General features: G+C 54.8%; 29 protein-coding genes. 5 read left to right on the top strand and 24 right to left on the bottom strand.

The features are described 5' to 3' along the window. Window positions 1-27 precede the first annotated feature (27 nt). Both Mal65_RS01285 and Mal65_RS01280 read right to left on the bottom strand, forming a co-directional pair. On the bottom strand, window positions 28-324 hold the full coding sequence (locus Mal65_RS01285) for a DUF6958 family protein (protein WP_145292929.1): 297 nt from the start codon (window positions 322-324) through the stop codon (window positions 28-30). Window positions 325-360: 36 nt separating this feature from the next. Next, the gene (locus Mal65_RS01280) at window positions 361-651 is read right to left on the bottom strand and encodes a hypothetical protein (protein WP_145292927.1); all 291 of its coding nucleotides are present in this window, start codon (window positions 649-651) and stop codon (window positions 361-363) included. A 324-nt stretch (window positions 652-975) separates the two neighbouring features. On the opposite strand from Mal65_RS01280, the gene Mal65_RS01275 reads away from it, so the two are divergent. Next, window positions 976-1,200, top strand: a complete 225-nt coding sequence (locus tag Mal65_RS01275; RefSeq protein WP_145292925.1) for a hypothetical protein — start codon at window positions 976-978, stop codon at window positions 1,198-1,200. A 339-nt stretch (window positions 1,201-1,539) separates the two neighbouring features. Here the strand turns inward: Mal65_RS01275 and Mal65_RS01270 are convergent, their stop codons facing one another. The 6 genes from Mal65_RS01270 to Mal65_RS01245 form a co-directional block, all read right to left on the bottom strand. Further along, window positions 1,540-2,532 carry a sialidase family protein gene (locus Mal65_RS01270; protein ID WP_174820113.1) on the bottom strand — a complete coding sequence of 331 codons (993 nt, stop codon included), beginning with the start codon at window positions 2,530-2,532 and terminating at the stop codon, window positions 1,540-1,542. Between the two features lie 710 nt (window positions 2,533-3,242). Continuing rightward, window positions 3,243-4,429 (bottom strand): IS3 family transposase gene (locus tag Mal65_RS01265; RefSeq protein WP_145292924.1). Its coding sequence is split into 2 segments (ribosomal slippage): window positions 3,243-4,159 and window positions 4,159-4,429, totalling 1,188 coding nucleotides; the frame shifts between segments, so codons are not numbered across the junction. Window positions 4,430-4,584: 155 nt separating this feature from the next. Next, window positions 4,585-5,274 (bottom strand): ankyrin repeat domain-containing protein, encoded by a 690-nt coding sequence (locus tag Mal65_RS01260; RefSeq protein ID WP_145292923.1) that lies wholly within the window; start codon window positions 5,272-5,274, stop codon window positions 4,585-4,587. Between the two features lie 114 nt (window positions 5,275-5,388). Beyond that, on the bottom strand, window positions 5,389-6,471 hold the full coding sequence (locus tag Mal65_RS01255; protein ID WP_145292921.1) for a serine hydrolase domain-containing protein: 1,083 nt from the start codon (window positions 6,469-6,471) through the stop codon (window positions 5,389-5,391). A gap of 107 nt (window positions 6,472-6,578) precedes the next feature. After that, window positions 6,579-7,169 carry a hypothetical protein gene (locus Mal65_RS01250; RefSeq protein WP_145292919.1) on the bottom strand — a complete coding sequence of 197 codons (591 nt, stop codon included), beginning with the start codon at window positions 7,167-7,169 and terminating at the stop codon, window positions 6,579-6,581. 1,213 nt (window positions 7,170-8,382) lie between these two features. Continuing rightward, the gene (locus tag Mal65_RS01245; protein ID WP_145292873.1) at window positions 8,383-8,808 is read right to left on the bottom strand and encodes a hypothetical protein; all 426 of its coding nucleotides are present in this window, start codon (window positions 8,806-8,808) and stop codon (window positions 8,383-8,385) included. A 734-nt stretch (window positions 8,809-9,542) separates the two neighbouring features. Here Mal65_RS01245 and Mal65_RS01240 point away from each other — a divergent pair. The 3 genes from Mal65_RS01240 to Mal65_RS01230 all read left to right on the top strand — a co-directional run bounded on the left by Mal65_RS01240 (window position 9,543) and on the right by Mal65_RS01230 (window position 10,502). Beyond that, on the top strand, window positions 9,543-9,749 hold the full coding sequence (locus Mal65_RS01240; RefSeq protein WP_145292917.1) for a hypothetical protein: 207 nt from the start codon (window positions 9,543-9,545) through the stop codon (window positions 9,747-9,749). A 183-nt stretch (window positions 9,750-9,932) separates the two neighbouring features. Beyond that, the gene (locus tag Mal65_RS01235) at window positions 9,933-10,175 is read left to right on the top strand and encodes a ribbon-helix-helix domain-containing protein (protein WP_145292799.1); all 243 of its coding nucleotides are present in this window, start codon (window positions 9,933-9,935) and stop codon (window positions 10,173-10,175) included. Continuing rightward, the gene (locus Mal65_RS01230) at window positions 10,176-10,502 is read left to right on the top strand and encodes a type II toxin-antitoxin system RelE/ParE family toxin (protein ID WP_145292797.1); all 327 of its coding nucleotides are present in this window, start codon (window positions 10,176-10,178) and stop codon (window positions 10,500-10,502) included. A gap of 122 nt (window positions 10,503-10,624) precedes the next feature. Here Mal65_RS01230 and Mal65_RS01225 read toward each other — a convergent pair whose 3' ends face one another. Continuing rightward, complete coding sequence (locus Mal65_RS01225; protein WP_145292915.1) at window positions 10,625-11,560, bottom strand: serine/threonine-protein kinase; 936 nt, start codon at window positions 11,558-11,560, stop codon at window positions 10,625-10,627. A gap of 107 nt (window positions 11,561-11,667) precedes the next feature. After that, window positions 11,668-12,093, bottom strand: a complete 426-nt coding sequence (locus tag Mal65_RS01220) for a hypothetical protein (RefSeq protein ID WP_145292913.1) — start codon at window positions 12,091-12,093, stop codon at window positions 11,668-11,670. Window positions 12,094-12,231: 138 nt separating this feature from the next. Between Mal65_RS01220 and Mal65_RS01215 the strand changes: the two genes are divergently transcribed. Beyond that, window positions 12,232-12,711: a hypothetical protein gene (locus tag Mal65_RS01215; RefSeq protein ID WP_145292912.1), complete on the top strand. Its 480-nt coding sequence runs from the start codon at window positions 12,232-12,234 to the stop codon at window positions 12,709-12,711. Between the two features lie 346 nt (window positions 12,712-13,057). On the opposite strand, the gene Mal65_RS01210 is transcribed toward Mal65_RS01215, so the two are convergent. The 14 genes from Mal65_RS01210 to Mal65_RS01150 form a co-directional block, all read right to left on the bottom strand. Then, a complete protein-coding gene (locus Mal65_RS01210; RefSeq protein WP_145292910.1) occupies window positions 13,058-13,342 on the bottom strand; it encodes a hypothetical protein in 285 nt (94 codons plus the stop codon). Window positions 13,343-13,589: 247 nt separating this feature from the next. Then, window positions 13,590-13,808, bottom strand: coding sequence for a hypothetical protein (locus Mal65_RS01205; protein ID WP_196784471.1), 219 nt, complete (start codon window positions 13,806-13,808; stop codon window positions 13,590-13,592). 492 nt (window positions 13,809-14,300) lie between these two features. Beyond that, window positions 14,301-14,462 carry a hypothetical protein gene (locus Mal65_RS26295; RefSeq protein WP_165700995.1) on the bottom strand — a complete coding sequence of 54 codons (162 nt, stop codon included), beginning with the start codon at window positions 14,460-14,462 and terminating at the stop codon, window positions 14,301-14,303. A 233-nt stretch (window positions 14,463-14,695) separates the two neighbouring features. Next, window positions 14,696-15,172: a hypothetical protein gene (locus Mal65_RS01200; protein ID WP_145292908.1), complete on the bottom strand. Its 477-nt coding sequence runs from the start codon at window positions 15,170-15,172 to the stop codon at window positions 14,696-14,698. Window positions 15,173-15,305: 133 nt separating this feature from the next. Continuing rightward, window positions 15,306-15,923, bottom strand: coding sequence for an ankyrin repeat domain-containing protein (locus Mal65_RS01195; protein ID WP_145292906.1), 618 nt, complete (start codon window positions 15,921-15,923; stop codon window positions 15,306-15,308). A gap of 140 nt (window positions 15,924-16,063) precedes the next feature. Continuing rightward, window positions 16,064-16,495 carry a DMP19 family protein gene (locus Mal65_RS01190; protein ID WP_145292904.1) on the bottom strand — a complete coding sequence of 144 codons (432 nt, stop codon included), beginning with the start codon at window positions 16,493-16,495 and terminating at the stop codon, window positions 16,064-16,066. A gap of 1,333 nt (window positions 16,496-17,828) precedes the next feature. Further along, window positions 17,829-18,050 (bottom strand): hypothetical protein, encoded by a 222-nt coding sequence (locus tag Mal65_RS01185; protein WP_145292902.1) that lies wholly within the window; start codon window positions 18,048-18,050, stop codon window positions 17,829-17,831. Window positions 18,051-18,695: 645 nt separating this feature from the next. After that, window positions 18,696-18,914 (bottom strand): hypothetical protein, encoded by a 219-nt coding sequence (locus tag Mal65_RS01180; protein WP_196784471.1) that lies wholly within the window; start codon window positions 18,912-18,914, stop codon window positions 18,696-18,698. Between the two features lie 283 nt (window positions 18,915-19,197). Then, a complete protein-coding gene (locus Mal65_RS01175) occupies window positions 19,198-19,569 on the bottom strand; it encodes a hypothetical protein (protein ID WP_145292898.1) in 372 nt (123 codons plus the stop codon). Window positions 19,570-21,344: 1,775 nt separating this feature from the next. Continuing rightward, window positions 21,345-21,686: a hypothetical protein gene (locus Mal65_RS01170; protein WP_145292896.1), complete on the bottom strand. Its 342-nt coding sequence runs from the start codon at window positions 21,684-21,686 to the stop codon at window positions 21,345-21,347. Window positions 21,687-21,823: 137 nt separating this feature from the next. After that, the gene (locus Mal65_RS01165; protein WP_145292873.1) at window positions 21,824-22,249 is read right to left on the bottom strand and encodes a hypothetical protein; all 426 of its coding nucleotides are present in this window, start codon (window positions 22,247-22,249) and stop codon (window positions 21,824-21,826) included. A 116-nt stretch (window positions 22,250-22,365) separates the two neighbouring features. After that, window positions 22,366-22,794 carry a hypothetical protein gene (locus Mal65_RS01160; protein WP_145292841.1) on the bottom strand — a complete coding sequence of 143 codons (429 nt, stop codon included), beginning with the start codon at window positions 22,792-22,794 and terminating at the stop codon, window positions 22,366-22,368. A gap of 729 nt (window positions 22,795-23,523) precedes the next feature. Continuing rightward, on the bottom strand, window positions 23,524-23,874 hold the full coding sequence (locus tag Mal65_RS01155; RefSeq protein WP_165700994.1) for a hypothetical protein: 351 nt from the start codon (window positions 23,872-23,874) through the stop codon (window positions 23,524-23,526). 586 nt (window positions 23,875-24,460) lie between these two features. Next, window positions 24,461-24,931 carry a hypothetical protein gene (locus Mal65_RS01150; RefSeq protein WP_145292892.1) on the bottom strand — a complete coding sequence of 157 codons (471 nt, stop codon included), beginning with the start codon at window positions 24,929-24,931 and terminating at the stop codon, window positions 24,461-24,463. Window positions 24,932-24,963 lie beyond the last annotated feature (32 nt).

Here is a 24,963-nt window from a genome sequence, read left to right as displayed (position 1 = left end):
ACGAACAGATCGGATCGTGCTCCGATGTCATGCCCGATGCCATGTTAGCGGTTTCGAATCCGTCCGGACGATCGCGCCCTTTACCTCGAGATCAAGCTGTACGGTCTTCGCCCACCAACCAGACTTCGAACCGCCGGGCCAAAGTTCATCCGGAAGATGAGGCAAGATCGCCTTCTGCATCTCCGACTGAGTCATGCCCGGTGCTTTCCAAGGAAGCACTTTCAGAAGCGCATTCTTCATTGCGGTGTACTTTTCAGCATCAACGTTCTTCGTCTGCCCCGGGCAGTTCACGTTTTCGATCTGAATTTTTTCGGAGCTGGACATAAGCGAATCGGGTATCCGTGAGTCGGCACAGGAAAATCAGACCTCGCATCCAGTGCTATCGCGGGCGATATCCCCTTCATCGTCGCTGGCCAATTCACCACTGCAAGAACGCGGTGGAATATTGAAGTAGGCCCAAGAGGCAAGCAAGGACCAAACAACGATCATGGGTGTAAACGTGCGGTAAAAGATCACAACGCCTCTTCGCCCAGCAAGATTGTTCGGCATGAACGACTCAGCAATCGCGATCGACGCCACACATGAAAGAACGACTGCAACGCCGACGCAGATAAATGCGATTGCCTGCTGACGGGTCTTGAACGGATTCATTGCGAATCTTCCTAGCATCAAAACAGTTCGGCCCAAATTTGATCGCGGCAGTGGCTACCAGTTCCGGCATGTTGACGATTCATTCAGGCCAACCGTGCAATCCGGACTTCGATGCACGAAATTGTTTGCTCTAAAAAAACCAACAGCAATCAAAAAGTGTCGGAGGACTTGCCACTTACAACGCCTGACTTCGTGACTCGGGTCCCAGCCTATTAGTCGGAATTCCGACGTGCGAGAAAATCCACCACTTCTGATTTCGATGAACCAAAGCTGACAATGTAGACGCCGAGGTCTGCCCACGCAAACAATCCAAGCGTTCGACGGATGAATGACAGTATCCAATCTGTTACCAAACACGCCACCACCGACAAGCGTCAGGTAGATCGTGCCGGCGCCGGCACAGACCGAACAGACAGGACCTTGCGTCCGGTCGTTTTGGTAGATACCAACACCACCTTCCGGAATAACGTGCGGTGCTGCCCTTTCAAGGCAATTGAATTGCGAGGCAAACTGAAAGACCGCGTTGGCGTTGGCGGCATCTCGGTGTAGGGAACGCAACGTCGCCAACCAATTCCGCAACACGAATGTGGTTGCCATCCCCGGACGTGGTATTGCGTCGAAGCGATGATGTCGAAAAAGATCCCGCGTCAATAGAACGGTCGTTGACTTGCGAATGAAACAGTGCGTTTTCGAGAATGATTTTGGACCGAAACCCATCCCCGGACTGATCAGGAAAGCCGGTTAGCACTTCGACCCACTTTATCATTGAGCCGAATATCGGCAACCGCGACCGGTCAACCATGACGAGGCGATGAATAGGGATCGACGCCAACGCACGTCCCGGTATACGGCACTGCTGGTCGACGACCGAAGGCTCATCACAGTCGCCTATTCCGAAACCTGCTGATTCCCAGCACTCGGTGCCGGGACCACGGAAACGAGGACTGCGGTGTCAGGCGATTTGCCTGAGTAAAAGCTGATGTAGTGGGTGTTTCCGATCGCAGTGGCGTTGGCATTTCCGGCATCGAACGTAACCTTGCTTCCCATAGCAATGGGCTCCGAATCCGGCCAATCCCGCGGGTGGTCAAACACTTTCTCGGGATCGACAACGCGTCGCCGCAGTACGCCGGCGCCGCGATGATAATAGTAGTTGCTCAGGAGCCCTGTCTCCTCATCAAGGATCAAGCTTGGCGTGGAAGCCAAAGCGTCGCCAATATTGGTTTGTTCGCGTTTCCACGTCGCACCGTAATCCGAAGAGACCATCTGGAACTGAGGCGTGCCCACCTCAGTACGGCCGATAGCGAGAATCCTGCCATTGCCGAGGTAAACCGCAGCGGGTTCGGTCGGCCACTGCGCCTTGGATAAACTGGACTCGACGGTGGCCTGTTTCCAGGTTTCTCCATTGTCACTGCTTGTCAGCGCGCCCCACGCGTTCGTCGGCTTGCCTCCATAGTCTCCAGCGAACCACAGCGCCATGAGTCCCACGTTTGGGACGGTGAAGATGTCGGTGATCTGCACAGGGCGGACGTCGAACTGTGGCGTCGCCACCAGGGTGAAGGTGACACCATCGGTGGTGCGGTAAAGGTCGTGGTGCCAATCCCTGCCCACCCGGCGCACCCAAAGGAGCATCGCCCCGTTGGAATCCAGCCCCTTCCCGACCTCGACTTCGCCGTAGCCTGGGGAATTAGCGACGACCGCCTCGGGCGTCCACGTTTCTCCTCCGTCGGCGGAGATACGTGCATAAACGGCGCGTGCGTCCTCGCTGATCGTGTGCCCCGAACCGCGGCTATACACGCAGACGAGCTTTTTTCCGATCGCCTGAATCATCGGCCACGAATTGTAACCTTCCGCATCCTGAACGATCCGCGGCTTCGTGAGCACTCGATGTGTCGTTGGAGTGGCCTGAGAGAATACGCATCGCGGGAATGCGAGAAGCAGAAGGATAGTCGTAGTTGCTTTCATCTGATTGCACACCACACAAAGTAGGCGAACGGTAGGATTCGGTGGAGCCGCGCGGGCGACGCTCCAATTCAAAAAGATCAACTCGCAGCCTCCGCAGCACCCCATGGTTCGTCGTATTCATTCCATCAATTGACGCGAAGAAAGCTGAATCCAAATGATCCGCCTTGCCCACCTGACAGACACAAAACAAAACGCAAAAGTCAGAGCGAAAGCGATCGAGGCGAATCCCCATGACGTAACGACATCTCGAGGTATGTCCCTGTAGAGAAGAGGAGCCCTATTGCACCAAAACGCGTTGAGATTCCCAAAAATAGCACCGACCAAAAGCAATGCTGGTCTGCTGCGGATCCCAGGAAAGTGAATTGCGAGCACACTAAGCAGACCAAGTAAAGCGCCTCCCAAGGGAGGAAATCCCGTACTGAAAGAATCGGTCCAGAACAGCACCCACTGCAGAGCCGTCCCACCAAAGAATCCTGCTGCAAAAGACAGAACTGCCCGCAAACGAGATCTGCCCGAAGACGCGATATCCGCCATAGACGCGGGGGAGTACGGATTTGGTTCTTTGTTCACGGCTTGCCTAGTATTCTTTGCGTCGACGAACTGGAATGCCCCCATTTCCTGATCCACGGTTATGAGAGTACGGGTTGGTTAAACGATTCCACAGTGGGCTGCTTCCGCGAAGGGAGCGCAGCGAACGAAGCGGAAGTAGCCCACTGTGAAGCAAAATCCGCTGGGGCCATTCCACCGATGCCGCTGTGCGGACGTCGATGGTTGTACGTTTGACGCCATGACTCAATGATCGACTGTGCCTCGGACAAGCTGCTGAACAGCTCGCACGATAAACACTCATCGCGAAGCCTGCTGTGGAAGCTTTCGACGTAGCCGTTCTGCCAGGGACTGCCCGGTTCGATGTAGGAAGTCCCCACCTCAATGAAGTCCAGAAAGGAGCGGACCGCCTTGCTGATGAACTCCGGGCCATTGTCGCTGCGGATGAACGACGGGATGCCGCGGCTGACGAATAAGTCGCTCAACAGCGCCACCAAATCGTCGCCGGTGAACTTTCGACCCACTTCCAGTGCAATGCACTCACGAGTGAACTCGTCGATCAGAGAGAGGATCTTCAACGAGCGACCGTCTTCGGTTCGATCAAAGATGAAGTCGACCGACCAAACGTGATTGGGGTACTCGGCCGATCGACGAATGACGCCGCCTTCGGAGTTGCCCAATCGTCGCTTTTTCGCCTTTTTGACCGGCACCTTGAGACCTTGTTGTTTCCAGAGTCGGTGGATTCGTTTGAAGTTCACACGCCAGCCTTCCTGCCGCAGAAGACGAGTGATGCGTCGATAGCCATAGCGAGGAAACTCGCGGACGAGTTCCAGTATTCGAGCAACCAGACGTGGTTCGTCTTCTTTTGTGTTTGGCCGGTATCGTTGGCTACTTCGCGATTGGCCGAGCGTCCTGCAAGCCCGACGCTCCGAGACGCCGAAGCAACTCTGCAACTTGCAGGCTGCTTCACGGCGACGCGTCGGGCTTAGAAGTTTCCCTCAGCGATCACCTTGAGCATTCGCTTATCGAGTTCTGCTTCGGCCAGCAGTTCTTTGAGCTTCTGGTTCTCGATTTCGAGTTCGCGAAGCCGTCGAGCCTCATCGGACTTCATGCCGCCGTACTGCTTCTTCCATCGCATCCAGGTCGATTCAACAATCCCAAGCTTCTGGTACACCTCCGCCAGGCTCTTGCCGGCGGCCAACATGGCTTCACCCTCGGCGATCGCCTTGACGATCTGTTCGGGCTTACGTCGCTTTCGTGCTTGTTTCATCTCGAGAGTCTCCTTGGCCGTTATTGGCCGGTACACTCTCATAACTCATGGACCAGTTTTTGGGGAGCACGCCAGAACGCCTGCGGTAATCGGACACAAACGGGAGGCCTTGAATTCCGTGGCCGCGTGAATAAATGCTCCGGTTCACCGCTTTGTTATGCTGAGGTATCGTGTTTTTGGAGTAAATTCGTGACCGCTCGCTGATCGTGGGCCTCTGCGCGATCTGCAGGAACCTGTCCGTTCGCATCGCGAATCGTCACGTCGGCGCCACATTTTAGCAACGCACGAACGGTTTTTGTGTCCCCATGGGTACAGGCCTCGTGAAGGGGTGTTCGCCCGTTGTTGTTGTCCCTGCTGTCAACAAGCTCCGGTCGCCGTGAGAGGATCTCTTTGACAGTATCCGTGTCATAACTGTATGCGGCCCGAAAGAGAGCGAGAATGTCAGAGTCATCGGAGTCAATCAGATCATCGATCGCGCCGTGTTCGACGAGTAAACGGCAAATGTCTTTGTGCTTGCGTTGTCCAGAGTAGTGAATTGGGTTGCCATCGTCCGCAGTGACACCCGCGCCGTTATCGATAAGCACTTTGGCCACATCACAATGCCCACGGTAGGAAGCGAACACGAGCGGCGTCCATTCGCCGTTGTCGGTCGGGCCATGAATGTCGGCACCAAAGTCGAGCAGCAACTGTGCGGCTTCGGATTGCCCACGACTGGCAGCAACGTGCAGCGGCGTCAGATTTTTCGCGTCGCGCACCGCAACCAGTGTAGCGTCCGCTTCGAGTAGCTTCTTGACGGCGTCGACATCACCATGAAAGGTTGACGCAAAGATCGGATGGTTCGCCATATTCGTGCGTTTTTGGTTTGCAGCAGAACGTCTGGCATTACCGGGCCGCCGCGGTCGATGCTCTACTTGAAAGCGCGCTGTCGGCGGATCCGCGCGTATGCTTTTGTTCGTCGTCTACGTTTTGGAGCAGATGGGAATGACAAAGTCTTGGATGAGTTGGTAAAAATCAATATTCTGATCGTAATCCTTCGCCATGATGACGAGGATCGACTGTAGATCGGGGAACAGAACAAGAAATTGTCCTCCGTGGCCCATCGCCAAGTACGATTGAATCTGCTTGCCATTCGCCGAATACGGCTCTCCGTACCAAAGGTAGCCGTAGTCAATTCCCAACAGCTTGCCGTGAGGGCGGAAACTCTTTTCCAGCCAGCCTGACGAGACTATTTGCCTGCCATTCCATTTGCCGCTTTGCTGGATCATGCGCCCAAGCACCGCAACGTCACGAGGGTACGCGTCAGCCCCAAACCCCATTCCGATGCCATGCTTCGGTGAGCGCTCCCACTCGAATGACTTTATCCCGAGCGGGTCGAACAAATTCTCCCGTGCGAATTCTTCGACGCTTTGTCCGGTCGACTGCTCAATGACCTGTCGAAGCAATTGAGTGCTTGCCGTGCAATAGGTCGACTTCTGCCCTGGCTTCATGCCCATCGGTTGTTGTAGCAAATGGGCAATGCGGTCACTGGAATTAAGCCATGACTTAAACCGTTTCATGTTTGGATCATCATAGTCGTCGAATGCGATTCCATGCTGCATGGTCAGCAAGTGTCGAATGGTTATCATTCGCTTATCTGCAGGCCACGTTTTGGCGTAGGCGGTATCTTGAAAATAGTCCACGACTTTGTCGTCAACACTCGGAATGTGTCCTTTGTCGATCGCGATTCCAATGAGTAGCGAGGTGACGCTCTTCGTTATGGACGCGATGTCGTGAACTTGCTTAGGGCCGTACCCGTTTTGATACTTTTCGAAGACGATCTCTCCATTCTTCAAGACCAGTACTGAGTCAATTTGCTTGAATTCACTCGAGCCAAGTCTGTCGGCTAGCGCATCGAGCAATGTCACGTCGATTCCCAACTCAGTGGCATTGGTGTCCGTCCGCGTTGAAGTGCCGCCATCCGATGTCTGGACACTGGGTTCCGGTTTGCCACAACCAAGAACCAAGATCAAGGGCATTGCAAGATAGAGTTGGCGTAGGGTCATAGACGGTCTTTGACGACGAACGTTACCGATCAGCCGGCGGCGACGGTTGATGCTCCACTTCGAAACGCCTGACTTCGCCGCTCAGTTGCATCGTTTGGTTCGCCGCTTTACCAGTAGCCAGCGCTGATGTAAGAGTCGCCAGTAGACGGTACGTGCCACACAGTATAGCCGCCCCCTCGGTCAGAGCGGCTGACATGCACCTGCAGCATTGATGGGCCGTAAGTCCAACCGGTATCAGGAAAACGGTTGCCGAAAATCTGCTTGTTCAGTTCAAGCAGATCAGGTCGCTGGCGATCGGAAGCCGTTGACAGCCATTCGTCGTCGTCATGATGTTGATTCAAGTCAGGACGTAGCGACCGACGTTCGTCGATCCAGGAACGCAAAGATGGTGTGTCGATAGTAAACTTTGCCCAGTGTCCAGCACCATTGCGGTAAAGTGTAATGTCCGTGGCGGGTGCCGGAAGTTCGATGTATCCATCGTCTGGGATATCTGACGCGGAGGCATAGTCAAAACGTCCGTAGCGTTGTAGGTCGACAAGTGCCATCACGCCAACGCAGGACGGGATGAAGAGGAGAACTGCAGCGAGTGTGAGCCATGCAATCCGCTTTGGTTTCTGAAGCGTCAATGCACCAACGCACCAAAGAACTGCGAACGCAGCGAACGTGATCTGGAAGGGTAGTACGAGTGGTGCAAGCATTCAGTCAGTCGGCGAACGGTTGACATCACGGGGGACGGAGGATTGACCATCCATGCGAGCGAGCGTCGCAAGCCGTCCTCCCGTGCATGTCGTGGTTCTGGCTGTTCGGCGGCATTTGCGGAGCCCGCCACGGGTAACCGTCTTTCTCGCCGCTCATCATACCATCGACTCCTCGACCGCGCGAAGAACTCCCCGGCATGCAAGAATGTTTAACCACAGAGGACACGGAGTTACACAGAGAAAAAGCCCGACATTCGGCTCCGTGGTCTCCGTGTTCTCTGTGGTTCAATCTCGTGCGAAACATCTGAAGATCGAGACCAGCGAAGCGGTCGATTGAATCGAATTGGCGATGATCCAATCGAGTTTGCCAGTCCGTCGTCGGTGCTCGTGCTCGTGCTCGTACTCGTGCTCGATTGCTCGCTGGCGACCCAGCGCACGAGAGTCATCGAGTGTAGCCGCGTGAACAAACAACGTGTCGGTCATGGAAGGCGTCGCGATTCGATTACGAGCACGAGCACCGTGGCTGCGCGACTGAGCACGAGCACGAGCACGATTGAATGCCAGAACGGCGGCGTTAACCGAGCGGGGGCGTGGAAACGTGGTCAGCGAAGCGTCCAAGACGGCTCAACCCCGCTTCGGTTGAACGCATTGTTACACATCGAATCAAGCCGGCAACGTCGCACGGTTTGAAGCATCGAGTTTCTTCCTGTCGAAGTCGGCCAAAGCGTGGCGGGATCGGGGTTGCCGGAGCCGGCGGCCAGACACGTAAAGAAGACACCCAGCGGCCGGCGGCGTAGGGAGCCCCGAGACCGCGGTTGAATCCATGACGAATCAGGCAACGTAGCACATTCACCAAATCGACCGCGGCAACAACGCTTGAACCGGCTTGAAGATCGCGACGTTCCGACGCAAATACTTTGGCGGATGGAAGCATCAATCGATTCAATGCGTCGGTACGTGGTGATCGTCTCAGCATTCAGTCAACGTTGCGAAGCGGCGAAAGACTGAGCACGACCAATGTGTTTCGCGACACAGCCAATCATGACACCGCAATCGATCTTGATTAACTATCAAAGTCGGCCGACCGCGCACCCGAAAGCCAAAGCCTGATGCCGATCAGAGCCAACCCCGTGTAACGTCCGCCGTCACCGGGCGGCGAGAGCAAAACTTTCCATCAGAAAACACGCTGACGCCGCTCCGGTGCACGGAATTGTTATCCGCCAACATTATTCACCCGCTTGTTTACGACAAGCGATTGGAATTTAGTCCAGACGTCGTCGCCGGGACCGTCGAATATACGTTTCATGCACCATGCGAGCGGGTAGATCTTACCGCCATCCCAATGAAGTGGGAATGCATCTTCGCCGAAGCTTTCGCAGTCTCGTTCCCATTTTGCAGGTCCGAAATCGCGTTGAATCACAGTGACGATGTAGGCAGCGAATTCGAGGGCGACGCCCGTCATCCCCTCGTCGGATTCAGATTCGACGTACGCGAGATGCATCTCGGACAATATCGTTTCAACGTGCCACACTGAATCGGGGGTGAAGTCCAGCGTCAACGAAAAATGATCGCGTGCGATTGTTTGGGCAAGTTCACACAAGTGAGCTTGGATGTCAGCGGCTGCCGGGCGTTTGGTCATGAATCTTAGTCGGATAACGGTAGCGTTAACCGAGCGGGGGCGTGGGAACGTGGTCAGCGAAGCGTCCAAGACGGCTCAACCCCGCTTCGGTTGAACGCATTGTTACACATCGAATCAAGCCGGCAACGTCGCAAGGCTTGAAGCATCGAGTTTCTTCATTGTGATGTCGAACAAAGCGTGGCGGGATCGGGGGTGCCGAAGCCGACGGCCAGACACGGAAAGAAGACATCCAGCGGTCGGCGGCGCAGGGTGCCCCGAGACCGCGGTTGAATGCAGGACAGGTCAGGAAACGTAACGCGCTCACCAAATCGACCGCGCAACTAACGCTCGAACCGGCTTGAAGATCGCGACGTTCCGACGCAAACACTTTGGCGGATGGAAGTATTGGCTGAGCCAAAGCGTCGGTACGTGGTGATCGTCTCTGCGTTCAGTCAACATTGCGAAGCGGCGAAAGACTGAGCACGACCAATGTGTTTCGCGACAAAGCCAATCATGACACCCCATTCGATCTTCATTCACCATCAAAGTCGGCCGACCGCGCACCCGAAAGTCAAAGCCTGATGCCGATCAGAGCCAACCCCGTGTAACGGCAGTGATCACCGAGCCGGGACGAGTGATTGACCATTTCAAGACGCATACCACCGCGACTCGGTATGCATTGCATTGTTATCGGGCGAATCATGCAGGTTACAGCGTGGAAGAATGTAGACATTGAAACAGAAGTCACGATTGAAATGGACGACATCATCGCGGAGTTTTCGCAACGGCAGGACGAAGCGACCGAGACGTATTGGCGGCGTCTGATCCCAGCGTTGGATTCAATGACGCGGATCATGGCAAGCATCCCCGACGAAGTGATTGCGGTATTCCCCGATGCAGCGTGTGAAACATTGTGCGAACGTCTGATGACACAGGCATCGCGGTACGACCGGGCACCTTAGTCCCGATAACGGTAGCGATATGCGGGCGGCGGCGAGAGACTCAGCCATTGCCAAAACGGCGACCACCGCCGCTCCGTATCATCGCATGGTTCGCCGCAAATTTGAATCGAGGAAGAGATCGAGCCTGTCGCAAGGTCCGCCCTGGTGTAGAATGCAGGGGTTCAAGTTTCTTGGGAGCCGGAAATGTCTACGATTAGTGTTAATGTACCCGAGCCGATAATGTCGGCGATCGCGGAACGCGCGAAAATCAGCGGCTACGAAGACGTCAGCGAATTCGTATCAGAATTCATCTTGCGAATATCTGAGCGTCAGACCGAAGTAGAGAAGCTCGCGGTTGAAGGGTTGCAGAGCGGCCCAAGTGAGCCATGGAATGGAAATGAAATCGAAGCCATTCGTACAGAGTTGAAGTCAAAGCACGGAAGTTGAATGCCTGGACGCAAAGTGCCGCACCGCAGGCGGCTTGCCATGGACGACATTGCGGGACACTCGAGCGACATTGCCGAGTCGAATCTCGATTCAGCCCTGCGTTTTCTTGATGCGATCGAAGCGACTGTTGATATGTTGTGTCAGTTTCCGGAAGCCGGTGGTGCGGTGCCAACTACACGCCCAGAAGCCGAAGGGCTTCGTGCCAAGTTAGTGAACGGTTTCGGCAACTATGTAGTTCTCTATTTCGTGACGGCGGAAACAATCGACATCGCGCGAGTCATCCGTGGTGGGCAGGAGATCGACCAGATTGCGTTGCAAAGCAGGTAAAGCGCAGTCTTCAGTCGGCGAACGACCGCGATAACCGAGTCGCGGGAGTTGATTCTCAATTGCGAAATCGCCCGGCTCCGCGACTTCGTGTTCATCGCTTGGTTCTGCACGTTCCTGGTCTGTCAAAACACCCGACCATTAACATCGATTGTAAGTTTCGCAGCGTCCCAGAAAACCTCACGCCATGGGTCGATTAGATCTTGTGCGCTAGGTCTCGACTCGGGTGCGAATGTGAGCATTCGATTAATCAGCCCCGCGATACCCTTCCATTGTACGCCCGGAATGTGGTCAAGTGGTTCGAGTTCAACATTCGATAGCAGGTCATTCGATGGGATGCACGGGTTTCGTCCCGTGAAAAGCATTGCTGCAACCAATCCGAGCTGGTAGACGTCGCTTTTGGAAGTGAGAAGTGTTGCGGCGCGTTCAAATCGAACGAGGTCCGGAGTTCGAAAGAAGTAAGGCATCTGTGGGTTACCGGATTCTGCCATCGATCCGCGATCAAACTCGACACAACGGCTACGTTGTGTCATCAGTCCAAAATCCCCGAGCAAACAGCGTTTGCCTGCAATAAAAATATTCTGTGGCTTAACATCACGGTGGATTACCTCGCCGGGCAAGTTGGCGAGGCTCGCAAGAGCAGAGAGTAGTTGCATAATGTAAGCAGCTTTCTCGGCAGTCGATGCAGAGCGTTCACGAATTACGTCAGCAAGTGTTTGGGGTAGGTATTCCGTTACGAAAAACGGAAACGCTGGTTGATCGGGGTGCTCGAGATCAATCCATTGCCCAGAGTCCACGACGTTCAAAATGTTCGGATGCGAATGATCTTTTAGAAACTTGATTTCGTTTAGAAATCGTTTCCGACGCCGCTCATGTGCGTCGGTGAGGCTAATCTTGATTGCAAAGAGCGAATTTGAGTATGGACCATCCGTGCAGACTGCTAGATAGACGACGCTGTTTCCGCCGCGTCCCAAACGTTCGACCAGACGATACCAGTGCCCGCCGTAAGATTTGATGGAGTGTTTGAACTTTAGCGTTGGTGGGCGATAAATCTGATTCACAGCGAAGGTAAATCCATTCTTCGTGCAGAACGGCCGCCGTCACCGGGTACGGCGAGTTGATTTTCCATATGTAAACGCGCGATGCCGTACTCCGGTGCACGGCATGGTTACCCGCCATTTTGGATCGCTGGGGTTGAATCGAGCGTTTGACGTACCCAATCCGCGTACCGGCGAATATAGTTCCGGTCTGACGCTGACGCCACGGTTGCCGCCTCGGCCATTCGGGCAGGTGAAAACCGAATCGCCATCGACAGCTGATCTTTGAATTGTTCAGAGAACCGCCCGTCAATCAGACGGTCAATAATGGCGTCGACCATCCGCTTGGATTGGTCGTCAGTTGGTGGATGGTTCTTGAAATAGCGACAGAGTTTTGCGCGAGCGCGATTGTGCCACATGCCAAAACTCTCCGCAGCAACAAATTCAACGGCGCGAGATGTTGCCTCGAGATCGCCAAGTTTGACTGCATCAACAAGTGAATGAAGTTCCGTTTTGGTCAGCGATCGAATCCAGAGTGCGGCGAATGATGGTCGCATTGTCGACTCAGTGCGCGGCATACATTTCAGTCGGGTAACGGTGCGGATCACCCGGTCGGCGCGAGAGATCTTCCATTGTCAAAACGCCCGACTCGCCGACTCGGGTGCATCCGATGGTTCGCCATCTGCTGAGTCCGGTTGGCGATTCCCGGCTCCACGTCGAAAGTATACAAGAAACGCGATATTAACGACCGCGATCAGCAAATATTGATTGCCGAACCGCAGTCCCCAGAGAACCAAAAATGCAACCGTATGAAGTGCGAGCAGCAGCGATATGGCCCACGAAACTCGTCGCGTCCGAATCTTTCGTGCTGGACTATCTTCAAACTGTCGGCGAAATGCGTCCCAATCGCGTTGCCGATCCTCGGGGACCGCATCACGCAGATGCGCGATGAAAACATCGCGTTGACTCTGAGCAAAGTTGCCAAGTTCGATTTTGAGAGCGCCGTCGGACCCAGAGAGACGTACGCTGCCGCCAGTAGGAAATCGTCGCCACTTAAGTTCAGTTATGGTGGACAGATCCAAGGTCCGATCGAACAAAACACCACGTTGGCGAACCGACTCAGCATTGAACCAAAGGCGGTAACGGCGGTGGAGCAACAGCAGCAATACGCCTAGAAGCACGAAGCAAGCCCAGAACAAACCGAATCCAGTCGCCGCAAGGAGCGGCCTCGGAAAGGAATTGTCGACGTTGAAATACGCCACAAAGACGGACGTTAGACCGATCACTGCAAACAGTGTTGTGCACGCAACGCCTACGTTGCGGAAATAGGGCTTCAAGCGATAGCAGGTGGTTGAACTCGTGACTGCATCCCCAATTGGGGAACGTCCGCGATAACCGAGTCGCGGCGATTAATCTTCCATTGTTAAAAACGACGACTCCGCGACTTCGGTTCATCGCATGGTTCGGCCAACCTTTATCGCTACGGGCGGTGGCACCCGTTGTGATAGCGAACGAGGGATTCTATTCGCGCAGTCGATGCAATGCCGCGACACCAAACGGGATTCCCAGAAAGTAGAACGGAGAAGCGAAGGGCACGCAAGAAAGACGTGCCGACCAAATCACAGTCGGCGACGGCTCGCGACGCCACATCATGAATGCGCCCTTCGCAATCGGATACTGTGCGGCGAGTAGCGGCAACGTCAATGGACATGCAAGTATCAGCGAATCAAACGCGTAGGGGATCCCGCGAAACACCGCAACGACGGTCATTACATTCAAAGCAACGAGTGTTGCGGCGTAGAGCATCGATATGGTCAACAGGCAAATACCAATGCGTTGGATGGGCTCTAGTCGAGAGCGAGGTTGAGTCTGCGCGTAGCGGGTCATTGGAATACCTCGACGAATTCAATCGCTTTGCGTCTCGGTTGGATGGCCGAACGGCCGCCGTCACCGGGCGGCGAGAGTAGAGTTGACCATCAGAAAACGCGACGACGCCGCTCCGGTGCACGGCATGGTTCGCCGCAATGTTTTCGTTGCGTTGAGGGCACATTGTTCAATCCACGATCGGTTCACGCGAGCTCTCCCGACGCAATTGAGCATTCTTTTCATCAACGATCTTCCTGTGGTGCTCCTCCTGCTCTTCGGGCGTACGTGGACGAACACCAGTGAGTCGTGACGCCCAAGCTACGGAAAACGGAAGGTAAACCACCAAAGCAAAAATAAGCGGCACAGCAATGTGCCAACTGGGTTCCGGTCCGGTGACGATTTCCAACAGTCGAAATGGTAACGTCAAGATGGAGAAAACGATTCAAAACGCAATGAAGTGAAACGTCGTCCGCCAAGCGTCACCGTACGATCGAAGGGCAGTTCTAATGTGCATTGTTCAGGGGAGCCGGAGCAAAGATGAAACGCTGTCTTTTGCCAATCGTAGCCGAAGCAGATTTGTGTTTGGCGCAACTCTCAAGTCGGCGAACGTTACCGATCACCGGGCACGGCGGGTTGATTGACAACTTCTAATCGCCTTACGCCGTGCTCCGTGTGAATCGCATGGTTATCGCAAAACCGGAAGCGGTTTGCGCCGCACCACCAGTTTGCGGGTGAATCGCCAATGTATCCGAACAAACCGGGTCAGAGACACGTCATACGGGGATCAATCCGGCAAACCGAAGGTCAAGCGAACGATAAGTACGTCGTCGACGACAAGCAATAAAGGAAATGCCACAGATGCCGTCGGCGACGTTCTTATCGTTCGCGGGAGTCGGAATCACAAGTTGTCTTCCAACACCAAGCCAGCCGCAAGTTTGTCAGCGCAACTCGTTTGCTGCACGTTGAGGCCGTGACGTTCCGAAGCGCTGGCGAAATAGAACCAGTCGGGACCAAGAAAGTCGCCGGCGATTCGGTACGTCATGGCCGATGTCACCATCATGCGAATGTTTGTATCGCCATCACGAATCTGGATTGAGCGCAACAGGAATCGCCCACGAGCATCAAGCAACTACTTTTGTCAAATACGTTCGTCACGACCAACCAACCTCAGTGCCGCCAATGGTGACTGCGATAACGGCGGAATTCACGGGGGACGGGCGAACGACGCGCAAGCAGACCGAAAACCGCAGCTCCCGTCCTCCCGTGCAATTCATGGTTCGCCGCAACCCCAGTCTAGTCGACCGGATACGTTTCGGCGTAGTGTTTCAGTGTATCGGCATATTCACGGTTAAACGATCCGTGAGGCACCTCGCCGTCACGGAAATATCGCTCAAGCGTATCCTTCGGATTGATCCAGTGCGCGGTCAATCCACGAGTTGGATGTATGACATCGCCAGGAAGTTGGTTGGTCCGCCCCGAGTGAAAGTCTGCTAAAGCCTGGAAGTCCACCGAGACGTGTGATGAGGCGTAATCAATTGTGCGCGGCGTTGGAAGATATTGCGTGTGGTATTCGTATCCAATCAAGTCATTCCATTTGGACGGTGGTCGTCCTCCGTGCTCCTCGGCGTAGGAAGCAATGATGCAAGTGACGCCCCATTCGCAGTATGCCGCAACAATCCCGCGGCGAAAAGCGAAAGCGAGCCAAGTGAGTGCGACAACCACGCAAACGGGTACGACGATCCAGAGCGTTCGTTTTGTCCGGCGTCGCATCAGAGTGCAAAGTCGATGTCAGTCATGATGTTCCATCGGCGAACGACCGGGTTCACCGGGCCGCGGCGAACAGCATTGATTTCAAAAACCGCGCGACCCGCGGCTCCGTGTGCAACCCATTGTTATGCCACGATTAGTTTGGGGCCAGCAGTTCGACGAGTTCCTTGGATCGTCTGTGCCAGCCAGCCCAATGATACGGCGTATTACCGTTTGTGTCAGCAATCGAGCGATCGGCCCCAGCGTCAATCAGCATTGCGACAACATCAGCCGGAGCATAGGCAGCGGCACGATGGAGCGGTGTTTCGCCGCGTGTCGGGGTATCGCCATAGAAATTGTAGCTGTATTGCCCGGGTTTTGTTTTCGCGTTTACATCTGCACCGTGCCGAATCAACAAGGCAATCAACTCCGTGCTGGCGTCGTTGGAAATTGCGTGGTGGAGTGGCGTCTCTAACGTATTTGTGCGACCGAGATTTGGATTTGCACCATGTTCGAGTAGCAGTTTGACGCATTCGATTTGATTGACGTAGCAAAGGCCCGCAAGTACCGACGCACCGTTTTCGTTAGTCTGAGTGTCCGGCTTAGCACCGTTTTTGAGCAAATAAGCGATGACAGACGGATGAAATGTCAACAAAGAGCCAGAACCACACTCTCCAGCTGAGTTCGGATCAGCCCCAGCTTCAATTAGCGAGCGAGTCTTTTTGAGGTCGCCCTCGAAGGCAGCCCATTTCAGCTCAGTTGAATTGGCAGGCATGGATCACCTTTAGTGGCATAACGGTAGGGTTCAGCGGGGCCGCGCGAACGACTCACCACTTCAACAACGTCAACTCGCGGCCTCCGTTGCAACCCATGGTTACCCGCGATTGGGATCGGTCGTGACCAAGTACACTCAGGTCAGTCTGGATTGAAGCCATGCTTCACGAGAAAGGCTCGCAATGGTCCGTTCTCAAGCTCGTCTAGCAACGGCATTAGGTCGTCATCAACACGATCGCAATACTTCGATTCTGGACCATTCTCGCCCCAGGAATCGATGATCGAATTGCGTTGATTGATGTCATCAGGAACCTCGTCGCCGAAGAGCCCGCCAAACTGCTCGACGATCTCCAATACGTCGAATGCCTCAAGTTCGGTTAAGGCATCGATCATGTCATCGTAGTCATCGGCCCAGCCGTTGTAAAAGTAGCTCACCAAGCCCCCGTCATGGACAGCATCAATCAATCCGCGAGCGTTTAGCCAAACCTGTTCGGCCTCGTCAAGCGAGTTGTATCCTTGAGTCGACATCTTCGTGCAAACGGCTTTCCAGTTCAGTTGATCTTGCATGGCCATGAAGGTGTATCAACTTCAATCGGGTAACGATTGCGATAACCGGGTGGCCGCGGTTGATTTTCCATTTGTAAACGCGCTGTCGGCCACTCCGCGTTCATCGCTTGGTTATCCGCCCGCTTCAGCCCGTAGCTCGCCGCCAGATTCTCGCAGGCAATCTACGAAAAGCGACCGAAACGTGTCGAAATTATCGAGTTCTGCAAACGTTATGGAAATTCTTGTTGGGCCTAGGTAGATGGAATCACAACATTCAAGTTCGAGCAAGCCGTTCGATAGCCGGTATTGAATGCGGTCATCAATGGTGCATGATGCGCTATGATCGTTGAACGATAGTCGTGTAGCCGAAACCGTTCCGTCCGATTTGCCGCGTGATTGGCCGGTGGCGCGTCTTTCCCTCCTGCTAGTTGCTTCGTGAAATGACAGAGAGAAAGAAGGGGGATTCCGAAAGACGACATCAATGAATTCGCGATCAGCAATCTCTGCCGAGACGATTGGTGCAAATACTTCAATTTCGGTTGGAGGAGGGCCAGGACGTGGGTACGGTTCGCCCCGTTTGAAGCGGTATTGGCATTCCGGGCAAGTGCACATCTCGCCCGGATCTTCAAAGCGATGCTTGCAGCGTGGACACCGTCGCGGATTAGGCCAGTTGTTCATGGGTGCATTTTAGTCGGATAACGGAGGCGTTAACCGAGCGGGGGCGTGGAAACGTGGTCAGCGAAGCGTCCAAGACGGCTTCACCCCGCTTCGGTTGAACGCATTGTTACACATCGAATCAAGCCGGCAACGTCGCAAGGCTTGAAGCATCGAGTTTCTTCCGTTCGAAGCCGACCAAAGCGTTGCGGGATCGGGGGTGCCGAAGCCGACGGCCAGACACGAAAAGAAGACATCCAGCGGCCGGCGGCGAAGGGTGCCCCGAGACCGCGATTGAATCCAGGACCGGTCAGGAAACGTAACGCGTTCACCAAATCGACCGCGCAACAATAGCTCGAGCCGGCTTGAAGATCGCGACGTTCCGACGCAAACACTTTGGCGGATGGAAGTATCAGTTGATTCAACGCGTCGGTGCGTGGTGATCGTCTCAGCATTCAGTCAACATTGTGATGCGGACATCGACCGAGCACGGCCAATGCGTTTTACGACAAAGCCATACATCACACCGCATCCGATCTCGATTCACCATCAAAGCCGGCCGACCGCGCAAACGAAAACCAAAGCCTGATGCCGATCAGAGCCAACCCCGTGTAACGTCCCGGATCACGGGGACCGAGGAGTTGATTTACCATTCAAAACCGACACCGCCGAGGTCTCCCGTGCATCCGCTGGTTCGCTGGCGTTATCATTCGTGTGACAGCGTGACTTCGATTGACAGTCCCGCCTTCATCGCGACCGTACGCGGATACAATCCGTCGTCGCCTAACGCGGCCTCCAGCTGCTCATCAGCAACGTAGATCTTGGCAACCTCTTCTTCGACAATCGGGTCATATTCCACGACGATGCGATCCACTATCACGTGGGAGAACGCGTCACGAATGATTTGCAGCGAATGCTCTTGAGTCATATCCTGAACTCACTTCAAGCCAGCGAACGGCGGTCGTCACCGGGCACGGAGAGACGACTTTCCATTTGTGAAATCATGCAAGCCGTGCTCCGCGTGCACGACATGGTTATCCGCGGTTTGGATGCGGCAAGAACCGCGCGGCCATATCCGCATCACGAGTCTAGCCGTCCAATGACGGCAGTGAAGGCACGAGAGTAGCGAGTTGCGAAGTAAAGTAGTGAAATGCCAGGGAGTCCGCATATTAGGCAACCAGCAGTCGAAACATAGACCGCAGTTTCCGGCCAGTAGGAATCGTGTAGCCCAGAATTGTCGTTGAGGCCAGGATAGGACATGGCGACGAAAATCATGTAGGACAGAAGGGATGCCATTACGCAAACAAGGAACCCACCACCGACATACGCGAACCTAGCCAATGGAGGAATGTGTCGCTTGTCAGTGGCGGCGGCTACAGCAGTCGGAGCGTACGGATTTGGCGTCATGAAACAATTGTGATTATCGCCAGGGATTCGGGAGCTTCCTCAGTCGGATAACGGCCGCCGTCACCGGGCGGCGAGAGTAGAGTTGACCATCAGAAAACGCGACGACGCCGCTCCGGTGCACGGCATGGTTCGCCGCAATGTTTTCGTTGCGTTGAGGGCACATTGTTCAATCCACGATCGGTTCACGCGAGCTCTCCCGACGCAATTGAGCATTCTTTTCATCAACGATCTTCCTGTGGTGCTCCTCCTGCTCTTCGGGCGTACGTGGACGAACACCAGTGAGTCGTGACGCCCAAGCTACGGAAAACGGAAGGTAAACCACCAAAGCAAAAATAAGCGGCACAGCAATGTGCCAACTGGGTTCCGGTCCGGTGACGATTTCCAACAGTCGAAATGGTAACGTCAAGATGGAGAAAACGATTCCAAACGCAATGAAGTGAAACGTCGTCCGCCAAGCGTCACCGTACGATCGAAGGGCAGTTCTAATGTGCATTGTTCAGGGGAGCCGGAGCAAAGATGAAACGCTGTCTTTTGCCAATCGTAGCCGAAGCAGATTTGTGTTTGGCGCAACTCTCAAGTCGGCGAACGTTACCGATCACCGGGCGGCGGCGAACAGGTTGCAAGGAAACGAAAAAGCCGACCACCGCCGCTCCGTGTGCATCGGATGGTTATCCGCCATTTTGTGTCGTCGAATCAGTCGAGATTTCGAGCAATTCGCCGCAACGTGGACAGGAGTGACTGGGAGCGTCCAACACATCAACACAATGGTAGCAGAACAGGTCATTTGATGCAGCGACTTCGGATTGCAGTTGGTGCCATGTCCGCAGCAGGCCGTCAATTACAGTAGGCGAGCAGTCGGCGGCGAGAACGTCATAAACAGTGCCAAAAATTGGCCCATCGCCAGCATGGGGCTGGCCGAATGGAGTTGCAGGACCAACCAGACGCGCTTTGATGCCGCCTTCAACTAAGTAGGCGACCAACGCGTCAGCCGCAGGGTAGCTGCGAGATCGAAAGACGATGGTCGGCTCGGGTAGCGTCATGGATGTATGCCAGGTTCAGTCGGATAACGGTCGCGTTAACCGAGCGGGGGCGTGGAAACGTGGTCAGCGAAGCGTCCAAGACGGCTCAACCCCGCTTCGGTTGAACGCATTGTTACACATCGAATCAAGCCGGCAACGTCGCACGGCTTGAAGCATCGAGTTTCTTCCTGTCGAAGTCGGCCAAAGCGTTGCGGGATCGGGGTTGCCGGAGCCGACGGCCAGTCACGCAAAGAGGACATCCAGCGGCCGCCGGCGAAGGGTGCCCCGAGACCGCGGTGGAATCCAGGACGAGTCAAGCAACGTAGCACATTCGCCAAATCGACCGCGCAACCAACGCCCGAATCGGCTTGAAGATCGCGACGTTCCGACGCAAACACTTTGGCGGATGGAAGTATCAATTGATTCAAAGCGTCGGTACGTGGTGATCGTCTCTGCGTTCAGTCAACATTGCGAAGCGGCGAAAGACCGAGCACGACCAATGCACTTAGCGACACCGCCAAACACGACACCGCATCGGATCTTGATTCACCATCAAAGCCGGCCGACCGCGCACCCGAAAGTCAAAGCCTGATGCCGATCAGAGCCAACCCCGTGTAACGTCCGCCGTCACCGGGCGGCGAGAGAAAAACTAACCATCAGAGAATACGATGACGCCGCTCCGGTGCACGGCATGGTTCGTCGCCTCCCCGCGACGCTCCAAGTCGAACACGGGTTGCACGTCACATTCTACCGCAATCGTCCAGTCAGCGCCATCCACGCCATGGCAACCGCGAACCAGTGAATCCCACCCGTGTCGGCTACAGCACAAACGACACCCAGCCACCAAATACACGGTGATGTATCGAGGAATGGTAGCGTCACCACGATCAGGAACGAACCGACAAGTGGCGCCGCGGAGATCCAACGGTAGTCGTCTTCGGTCCCTCCTCGGATTCGGTGTACCGGATACCGTAGGAATGCCCAATAGAAATTAGTCGCGGACACGAAGCATCCGAACGCGAAAACGATGTGCAACAGGATGTTCAGAACCGTTGGGCCTCAAAATCGTTGTGACAACCGACATTTTATTACGTCGACGAACGGCGGCGTTAACCGAGCGGGGGCGTGGAAACGTGGTCAGCGAAGCGTCCAAGACGGCTCAACCCCGCTTCGGTTGAACGCATTGTTACACATCGAATCAAGCCGGCAACGTCGCACGGTTTGAAGCATCGAGTTTCTTCCTGTCGAAGTCGGCCAAAGCGTTGCGGGATCGGGGTTGCCGGAGCCGGCGGCCAGACACGTAAAGAAGACACCCAGCGGCCGGCGGCGTAGGGAGCCCCGAGACCGCGGTTGAATCCATGACGAATCAGGCAACGTAGCACATTCACCAAATCGACCGCGCAAACACCGCTCGAACCGGCTTGAAGATCGCGACGTTCCGACGCAAACAAAGTCAAAGCTTGAAGCATCAATCGATTCAAAGCGTCGGTACGTGGTGATCGTCTCTGCGTTCAGTCAACATTGCAAAGCGGCTATTGTCCGAGCACGACCAATGTGTTCAGCGACACGGTCAAACATGACACCGCATTCTAACTTCAATCACCATCGAAGCCGGCCGACCGCGCATCCGAAAATCAAAGCTTGATGCCGATCAGAGCCAACCCCGTGTAACGGTAGGGTTCAGCGGGGCCGCGCGAGCGACTCACCACTTCAGAAACGTCAGGTCGCGGCCTCCGTTGCAACCCATGGTTCGCCGCAACGTAGATTGTAACGCAGGGCACCGTAGACGCGTAGATTCAATCGGGTACGTGTCTTACATCGGCAACCCGATCTTCTACAAACGTGACTTCGAGCCACATGTCATCAATCACGCCGTCAGTACCGGCCCAATAGACGTATCTACCAGCGATGATTGAGTCAGGGCCGTTAGACGGCACACCCAGCATCCGTTCAACGTGCGCGCGAGAAACACCGTCCAGCATGCGATTTGAGACCAAATCCGAAACCATCCGGGGCCGTTGCGAGAAGTCAGACTTCCATCCTTCTGACGTGAAGGGAATGTCACGATTTCGATAGGCGTAGACGGAAACACTTGCCACGATGGCGACGAAACTGAGCAGGAGTAGCTTGCGATTCACCTAAATAGCGTCACTCACGAGTTAGCGATGGGTTCGGTGTCGGGCTGGTCAGTCGGCGAACGTCCGCCGTCACCGGGCGGCGAGAGCAAAACTTTCCATCAGAAAACACGCTGACGCCGCTCCGGTGCACGGAATTGTTATCCGCCAACATTATTCACCCGCTTGTTTACGACAAGCGATTGGAATTTAGTCCAGACGTCGTCGCCGGGACCGTCGAATATACGTTTCATGCACCATGCGAGCGGGTAGATCTTACCGCCATCCCAATGAAGTGGGAATGCATCTTCGCCGAAGCTTTCGCAGTCTCGTTCCCATTTTGCAGGTCCGAAATCGCGTTGAATCACAGTGACGATGTAGGCAGCGAATTCGAGGGCGACGCCCGTCATCCCCTCGTCGGATTCAGATTCGACGTACGCGAGATGCATCTCGGACAATATCGTTTCAACGTGCCACACTGAATCGGGGGTGAAGTCCAGCGTCAACGAAAAATGATCGCGTGCGATTGTTTGGGCAAGTTCACACAAGTGAGCTTGGATGTCAGCGGCTGCCGGGCGTTTGGTCATGAATCTTAGTCGGATAACGGTGGCCATCACCGGGCACGGAGAGTGATGTATCCATTTGTGAAAACGTGCAAGCCGTGCTCCGTGTGAATGGCTTGGTTATCCGTCGTTCTGCTGTGTCACCGTGCAACACCAGCAACCCAGATCGCGAACATGGTCAGCGCAGCAAAGAGGATGGAATAGATACCTGACACCAGGAACCCCTTAGATATTCCAATCGGTTTTGTCTTGCGTTTTTCGTTGAATTGGGTGTAGTCCTCGACAGCGTAAGAATACACGAGGCCGCCGGCAAAGAAAAACGACGTAACGGCGAATGCGAGAGTCATCCGTGGAGATCCGATGCTCCAATGAGCAATTGACGCTACAAAAGTCGTTGCGCAAATCACGATTACCATTGATTGCATCGCAGAATCCAGTGAAAGTTCGCGATCAACGACCATGCTCGAGACAAGCGTCAATACCGCGCCCGTGAGGTATGTCGCGGCGTAAAGTAAAAGGAGCGGCCCAACGAAGTAAATCGCAAGCTTGAGGGAGAACACGTCAGTCAACGCTATGCTCTCAGATTGCTATTTCGGGTAACGAGCGGCGACAGTGTGCGCAATTAGATTTCAGTCGGATAACGGTCGCGTTAACCGAGCGGGGGCGTGGAAACGTGGTCAGCGAAGCGTCCAAGACGGCTTAACCCCGCTTCGGTTGAACGCATTGTTACACATCGAATCAAGCCGGCAACGTCGCACGGCTTGAAGCATCGAGTTTCTTCATTGTGATGTCGAACAAAGCGTTGCGGGATCGGGGTTGCCGGAGCCGGCGGCCAGACACGTAAAGAAGACACCCAGCGGCCGGCGGCGTAGGGAGCCCCGAGACCGCGGTTGAATCCATGACGAATCAGGCAACGTAGCACATTCACCGAATCGACCGCGCAAACACCGCTCGAACCGGCTTGAAGATCGCGACGTTCCGACGCAAACAAAGTCAAAGCTTGAAGCATCAATCGATTCAAAGCGTCGGTACGTGGTGATCGTCTCTGCGTTCAGTCAACATTGCAAAGCGGCTATTGTCCGAGCACGACCAATGTGTTCAGCGACACGGTCAAACATGACACCGCATTCTAACTTCAATCACCATCGAAGCCGGCCGACCGCGCATCCGAAAGTCAAAGCCTGATGCCGATCAGAGCCGACCCCGTGTAACGTTACCCGTCACCGGGCCGGGAAGGTTGATTGTCCATTCGTGAAACCACGCAAGCCCGGCTCCGGTGCACGGGATGGTTCCCCGCTTTATTCTGGCTGTGGCTGATCGGTTTCATCCCCTGATGATACCACGACGCCGTGACCCACAATGCGTCCGCCCTCGCGCACCGTGAACGTGGCCCCCGTTTTCAGTGTCGTGTAATCGACGCGGGGATAGTACATGAGACAAAGTGGGTATCGTCCGGAACCAGTCGCAGTGTCGGTAACCGACAATGCCGGCTCGAACTGAACGCCCATGTAGTGTTCGGTGGATTGATTTTTCGAGTCAGTTCTTGCGACGCGGTTGGTGCGATCATCAATCGCCAGATGCGGCATGTACCGCGCATTCACATCGATTTCGATTCCGCGTTTCCGTCCACCTTCAGATGCCGTGAGCATCACGATGTCTGCGACGATCTTTGGTTGGGATTCAACGTCAATCATTCGTCTGCAAGTCAGTCGGGGAACGATACGGATCACGTGGTCGCCGCGAATGACTGACCACTTCAAAAAAACTAACTCGGCGACTCACGTGCATCCGCTGGTTCGCCGATCTCCCCATGCGAAGGATTTAGGTCGGACGAAAGCCAAGACCTCCTAGAAGGATCAGGAACGCTCCGCCGATATTTCACTTCAGCGACTGTACCTGCCGCTAGAATCCAAATCACTGGAATCCACAACGTGTCCGCTATCGTTGACAACAGTGAATCGTAATACGGGCGTAGTACGGGAACCAAACATACGAGCAGGACGGTGGAAAATACGACTGCGTCGCGTGTGCCTTGCGCGAATCCGTTCAATCGGAGCCGGTGAACGCCCGATGTTGCGTCGGATTCGGTTGGGGCATACGGGTTGGGTGTCATGCAACAATTCAAACTATCGATTACGGCGAACGGCCGCGATCACCGAGTCGCGACGATTGGTTTTCCATTTGTACCGACCTTACCCGCGACTTCGGTGCATCGCATGGTTCTGCCTTTACAAATTACGGAATCAAAAAGTGACAAGCGTGTAATAAGGTTAATGCCCCAGACGTCTCCATGCAAACACGACGCGAGAAGCTACCACCACCGTAGACGCCCAGCAAAAACGAAATCACCAGCAGCAATGAGAATCCCACAATAGTTGAACGCTCAATTTGAGCCAACGTCAGCGACGCGATTGTTGGCGTATGCCAAATAGTGGGAAAGGCAATCGGAAAGAACGTCAATACGATGATCAGATGTATCAAGCCGAGGAAGCCGACGAATACGATAACGCCAACACGAAGCGTAGGTAATTCGCGCCGAGGAGTTCGCCACCGCGCAAACGGCGCAGTGACATCGAGTCGACTGGAACGACGCGCCACCAAGGCAAAATGCGCCAACACAAAGTAGTGAAGAGCAGTTGATGCGAGGATCCACAAAAAGTAGACAGCGCCGACCCAAATCAATAACGCTGAAAACGTCGTCAGCACCAAGCACGCGCGTAAGCTAAGAGGGGAGGGCG

This window comes from Crateriforma conspicua (assembly GCF_007752935.1).
Taxonomy (GTDB): domain Bacteria; phylum Planctomycetota; class Planctomycetia; order Pirellulales; family Pirellulaceae; genus Crateriforma; species Crateriforma conspicua.
This window is presented reverse-complemented; position numbering and strand designations above follow the sequence as displayed.

Coding starts and splice junctions, on each gene's coding strand:
- Mal65_RS01285 (WP_145292929.1), bottom strand. CDS start 324: ATGTCCAGCTCCGAAAAAATTCAGATCGAAAACGTGAACTGCCCGGGG.
- Mal65_RS01280 (WP_145292927.1), bottom strand. CDS start 651: ATGAATCCGTTCAAGACCCGTCAGCAGGCAATCGCATTTATCTGCGTC.
- Mal65_RS01275 (WP_145292925.1), top strand. CDS start 976: ATGAATGACAGTATCCAATCTGTTACCAAACACGCCACCACCGACAAG.
- Mal65_RS01260 (WP_145292923.1), bottom strand. CDS start 5,274: ATGGCGAACCATCCGATCTTTGCGTCAACCTTTCATGGTGATGTCGAC.
- Mal65_RS01255 (WP_145292921.1), bottom strand. CDS start 6,471: ATGACCCTACGCCAACTCTATCTTGCAATGCCCTTGATCTTGGTTCTT.
- Mal65_RS01250 (WP_145292919.1), bottom strand. CDS start 7,169: ATGCTTGCACCACTCGTACTACCCTTCCAGATCACGTTCGCTGCGTTC.
- Mal65_RS01245 (WP_145292873.1), bottom strand. CDS start 8,808: ATGACCAAACGCCCGGCAGCCGCTGACATCCAAGCTCACTTGTGTGAA.
- Mal65_RS01240 (WP_145292917.1), top strand. CDS start 9,543: ATGGACGACATCATCGCGGAGTTTTCGCAACGGCAGGACGAAGCGACC.
- Mal65_RS01235 (WP_145292799.1), top strand. CDS start 9,933: ATGTCTACGATTAGTGTTAATGTACCCGAGCCGATAATGTCGGCGATC.
- Mal65_RS01230 (WP_145292797.1), top strand. CDS start 10,176: ATGCCTGGACGCAAAGTGCCGCACCGCAGGCGGCTTGCCATGGACGAC.
- Mal65_RS01220 (WP_145292913.1), bottom strand. CDS start 12,093: ATGCGACCATCATTCGCCGCACTCTGGATTCGATCGCTGACCAAAACG.
- Mal65_RS01210 (WP_145292910.1), bottom strand. CDS start 13,342: ATGCTCTACGCCGCAACACTCGTTGCTTTGAATGTAATGACCGTCGTT.
- Mal65_RS26295 (WP_165700995.1), bottom strand. CDS start 14,462: ATGATGGTGACATCGGCCATGACGTACCGAATCGCCGGCGACTTTCTT.
- Mal65_RS01200 (WP_145292908.1), bottom strand. CDS start 15,172: ATGCGACGCCGGACAAAACGAACGCTCTGGATCGTCGTACCCGTTTGC.
- Mal65_RS01195 (WP_145292906.1), bottom strand. CDS start 15,923: ATGCCTGCCAATTCAACTGAGCTGAAATGGGCTGCCTTCGAGGGCGAC.
- Mal65_RS01190 (WP_145292904.1), bottom strand. CDS start 16,495: ATGGCCATGCAAGATCAACTGAACTGGAAAGCCGTTTGCACGAAGATG.
- Mal65_RS01185 (WP_145292902.1), bottom strand. CDS start 18,050: ATGACTCAAGAGCATTCGCTGCAAATCATTCGTGACGCGTTCTCCCAC.
- Mal65_RS01175 (WP_145292898.1), bottom strand. CDS start 19,569: ATGACGCTACCCGAGCCGACCATCGTCTTTCGATCTCGCAGCTACCCT.
- Mal65_RS01165 (WP_145292873.1), bottom strand. CDS start 22,249: ATGACCAAACGCCCGGCAGCCGCTGACATCCAAGCTCACTTGTGTGAA.
- Mal65_RS01155 (WP_165700994.1), bottom strand. CDS start 23,874: ATGCTCACGGCATCTGAAGGTGGACGGAAACGCGGAATCGAAATCGAT.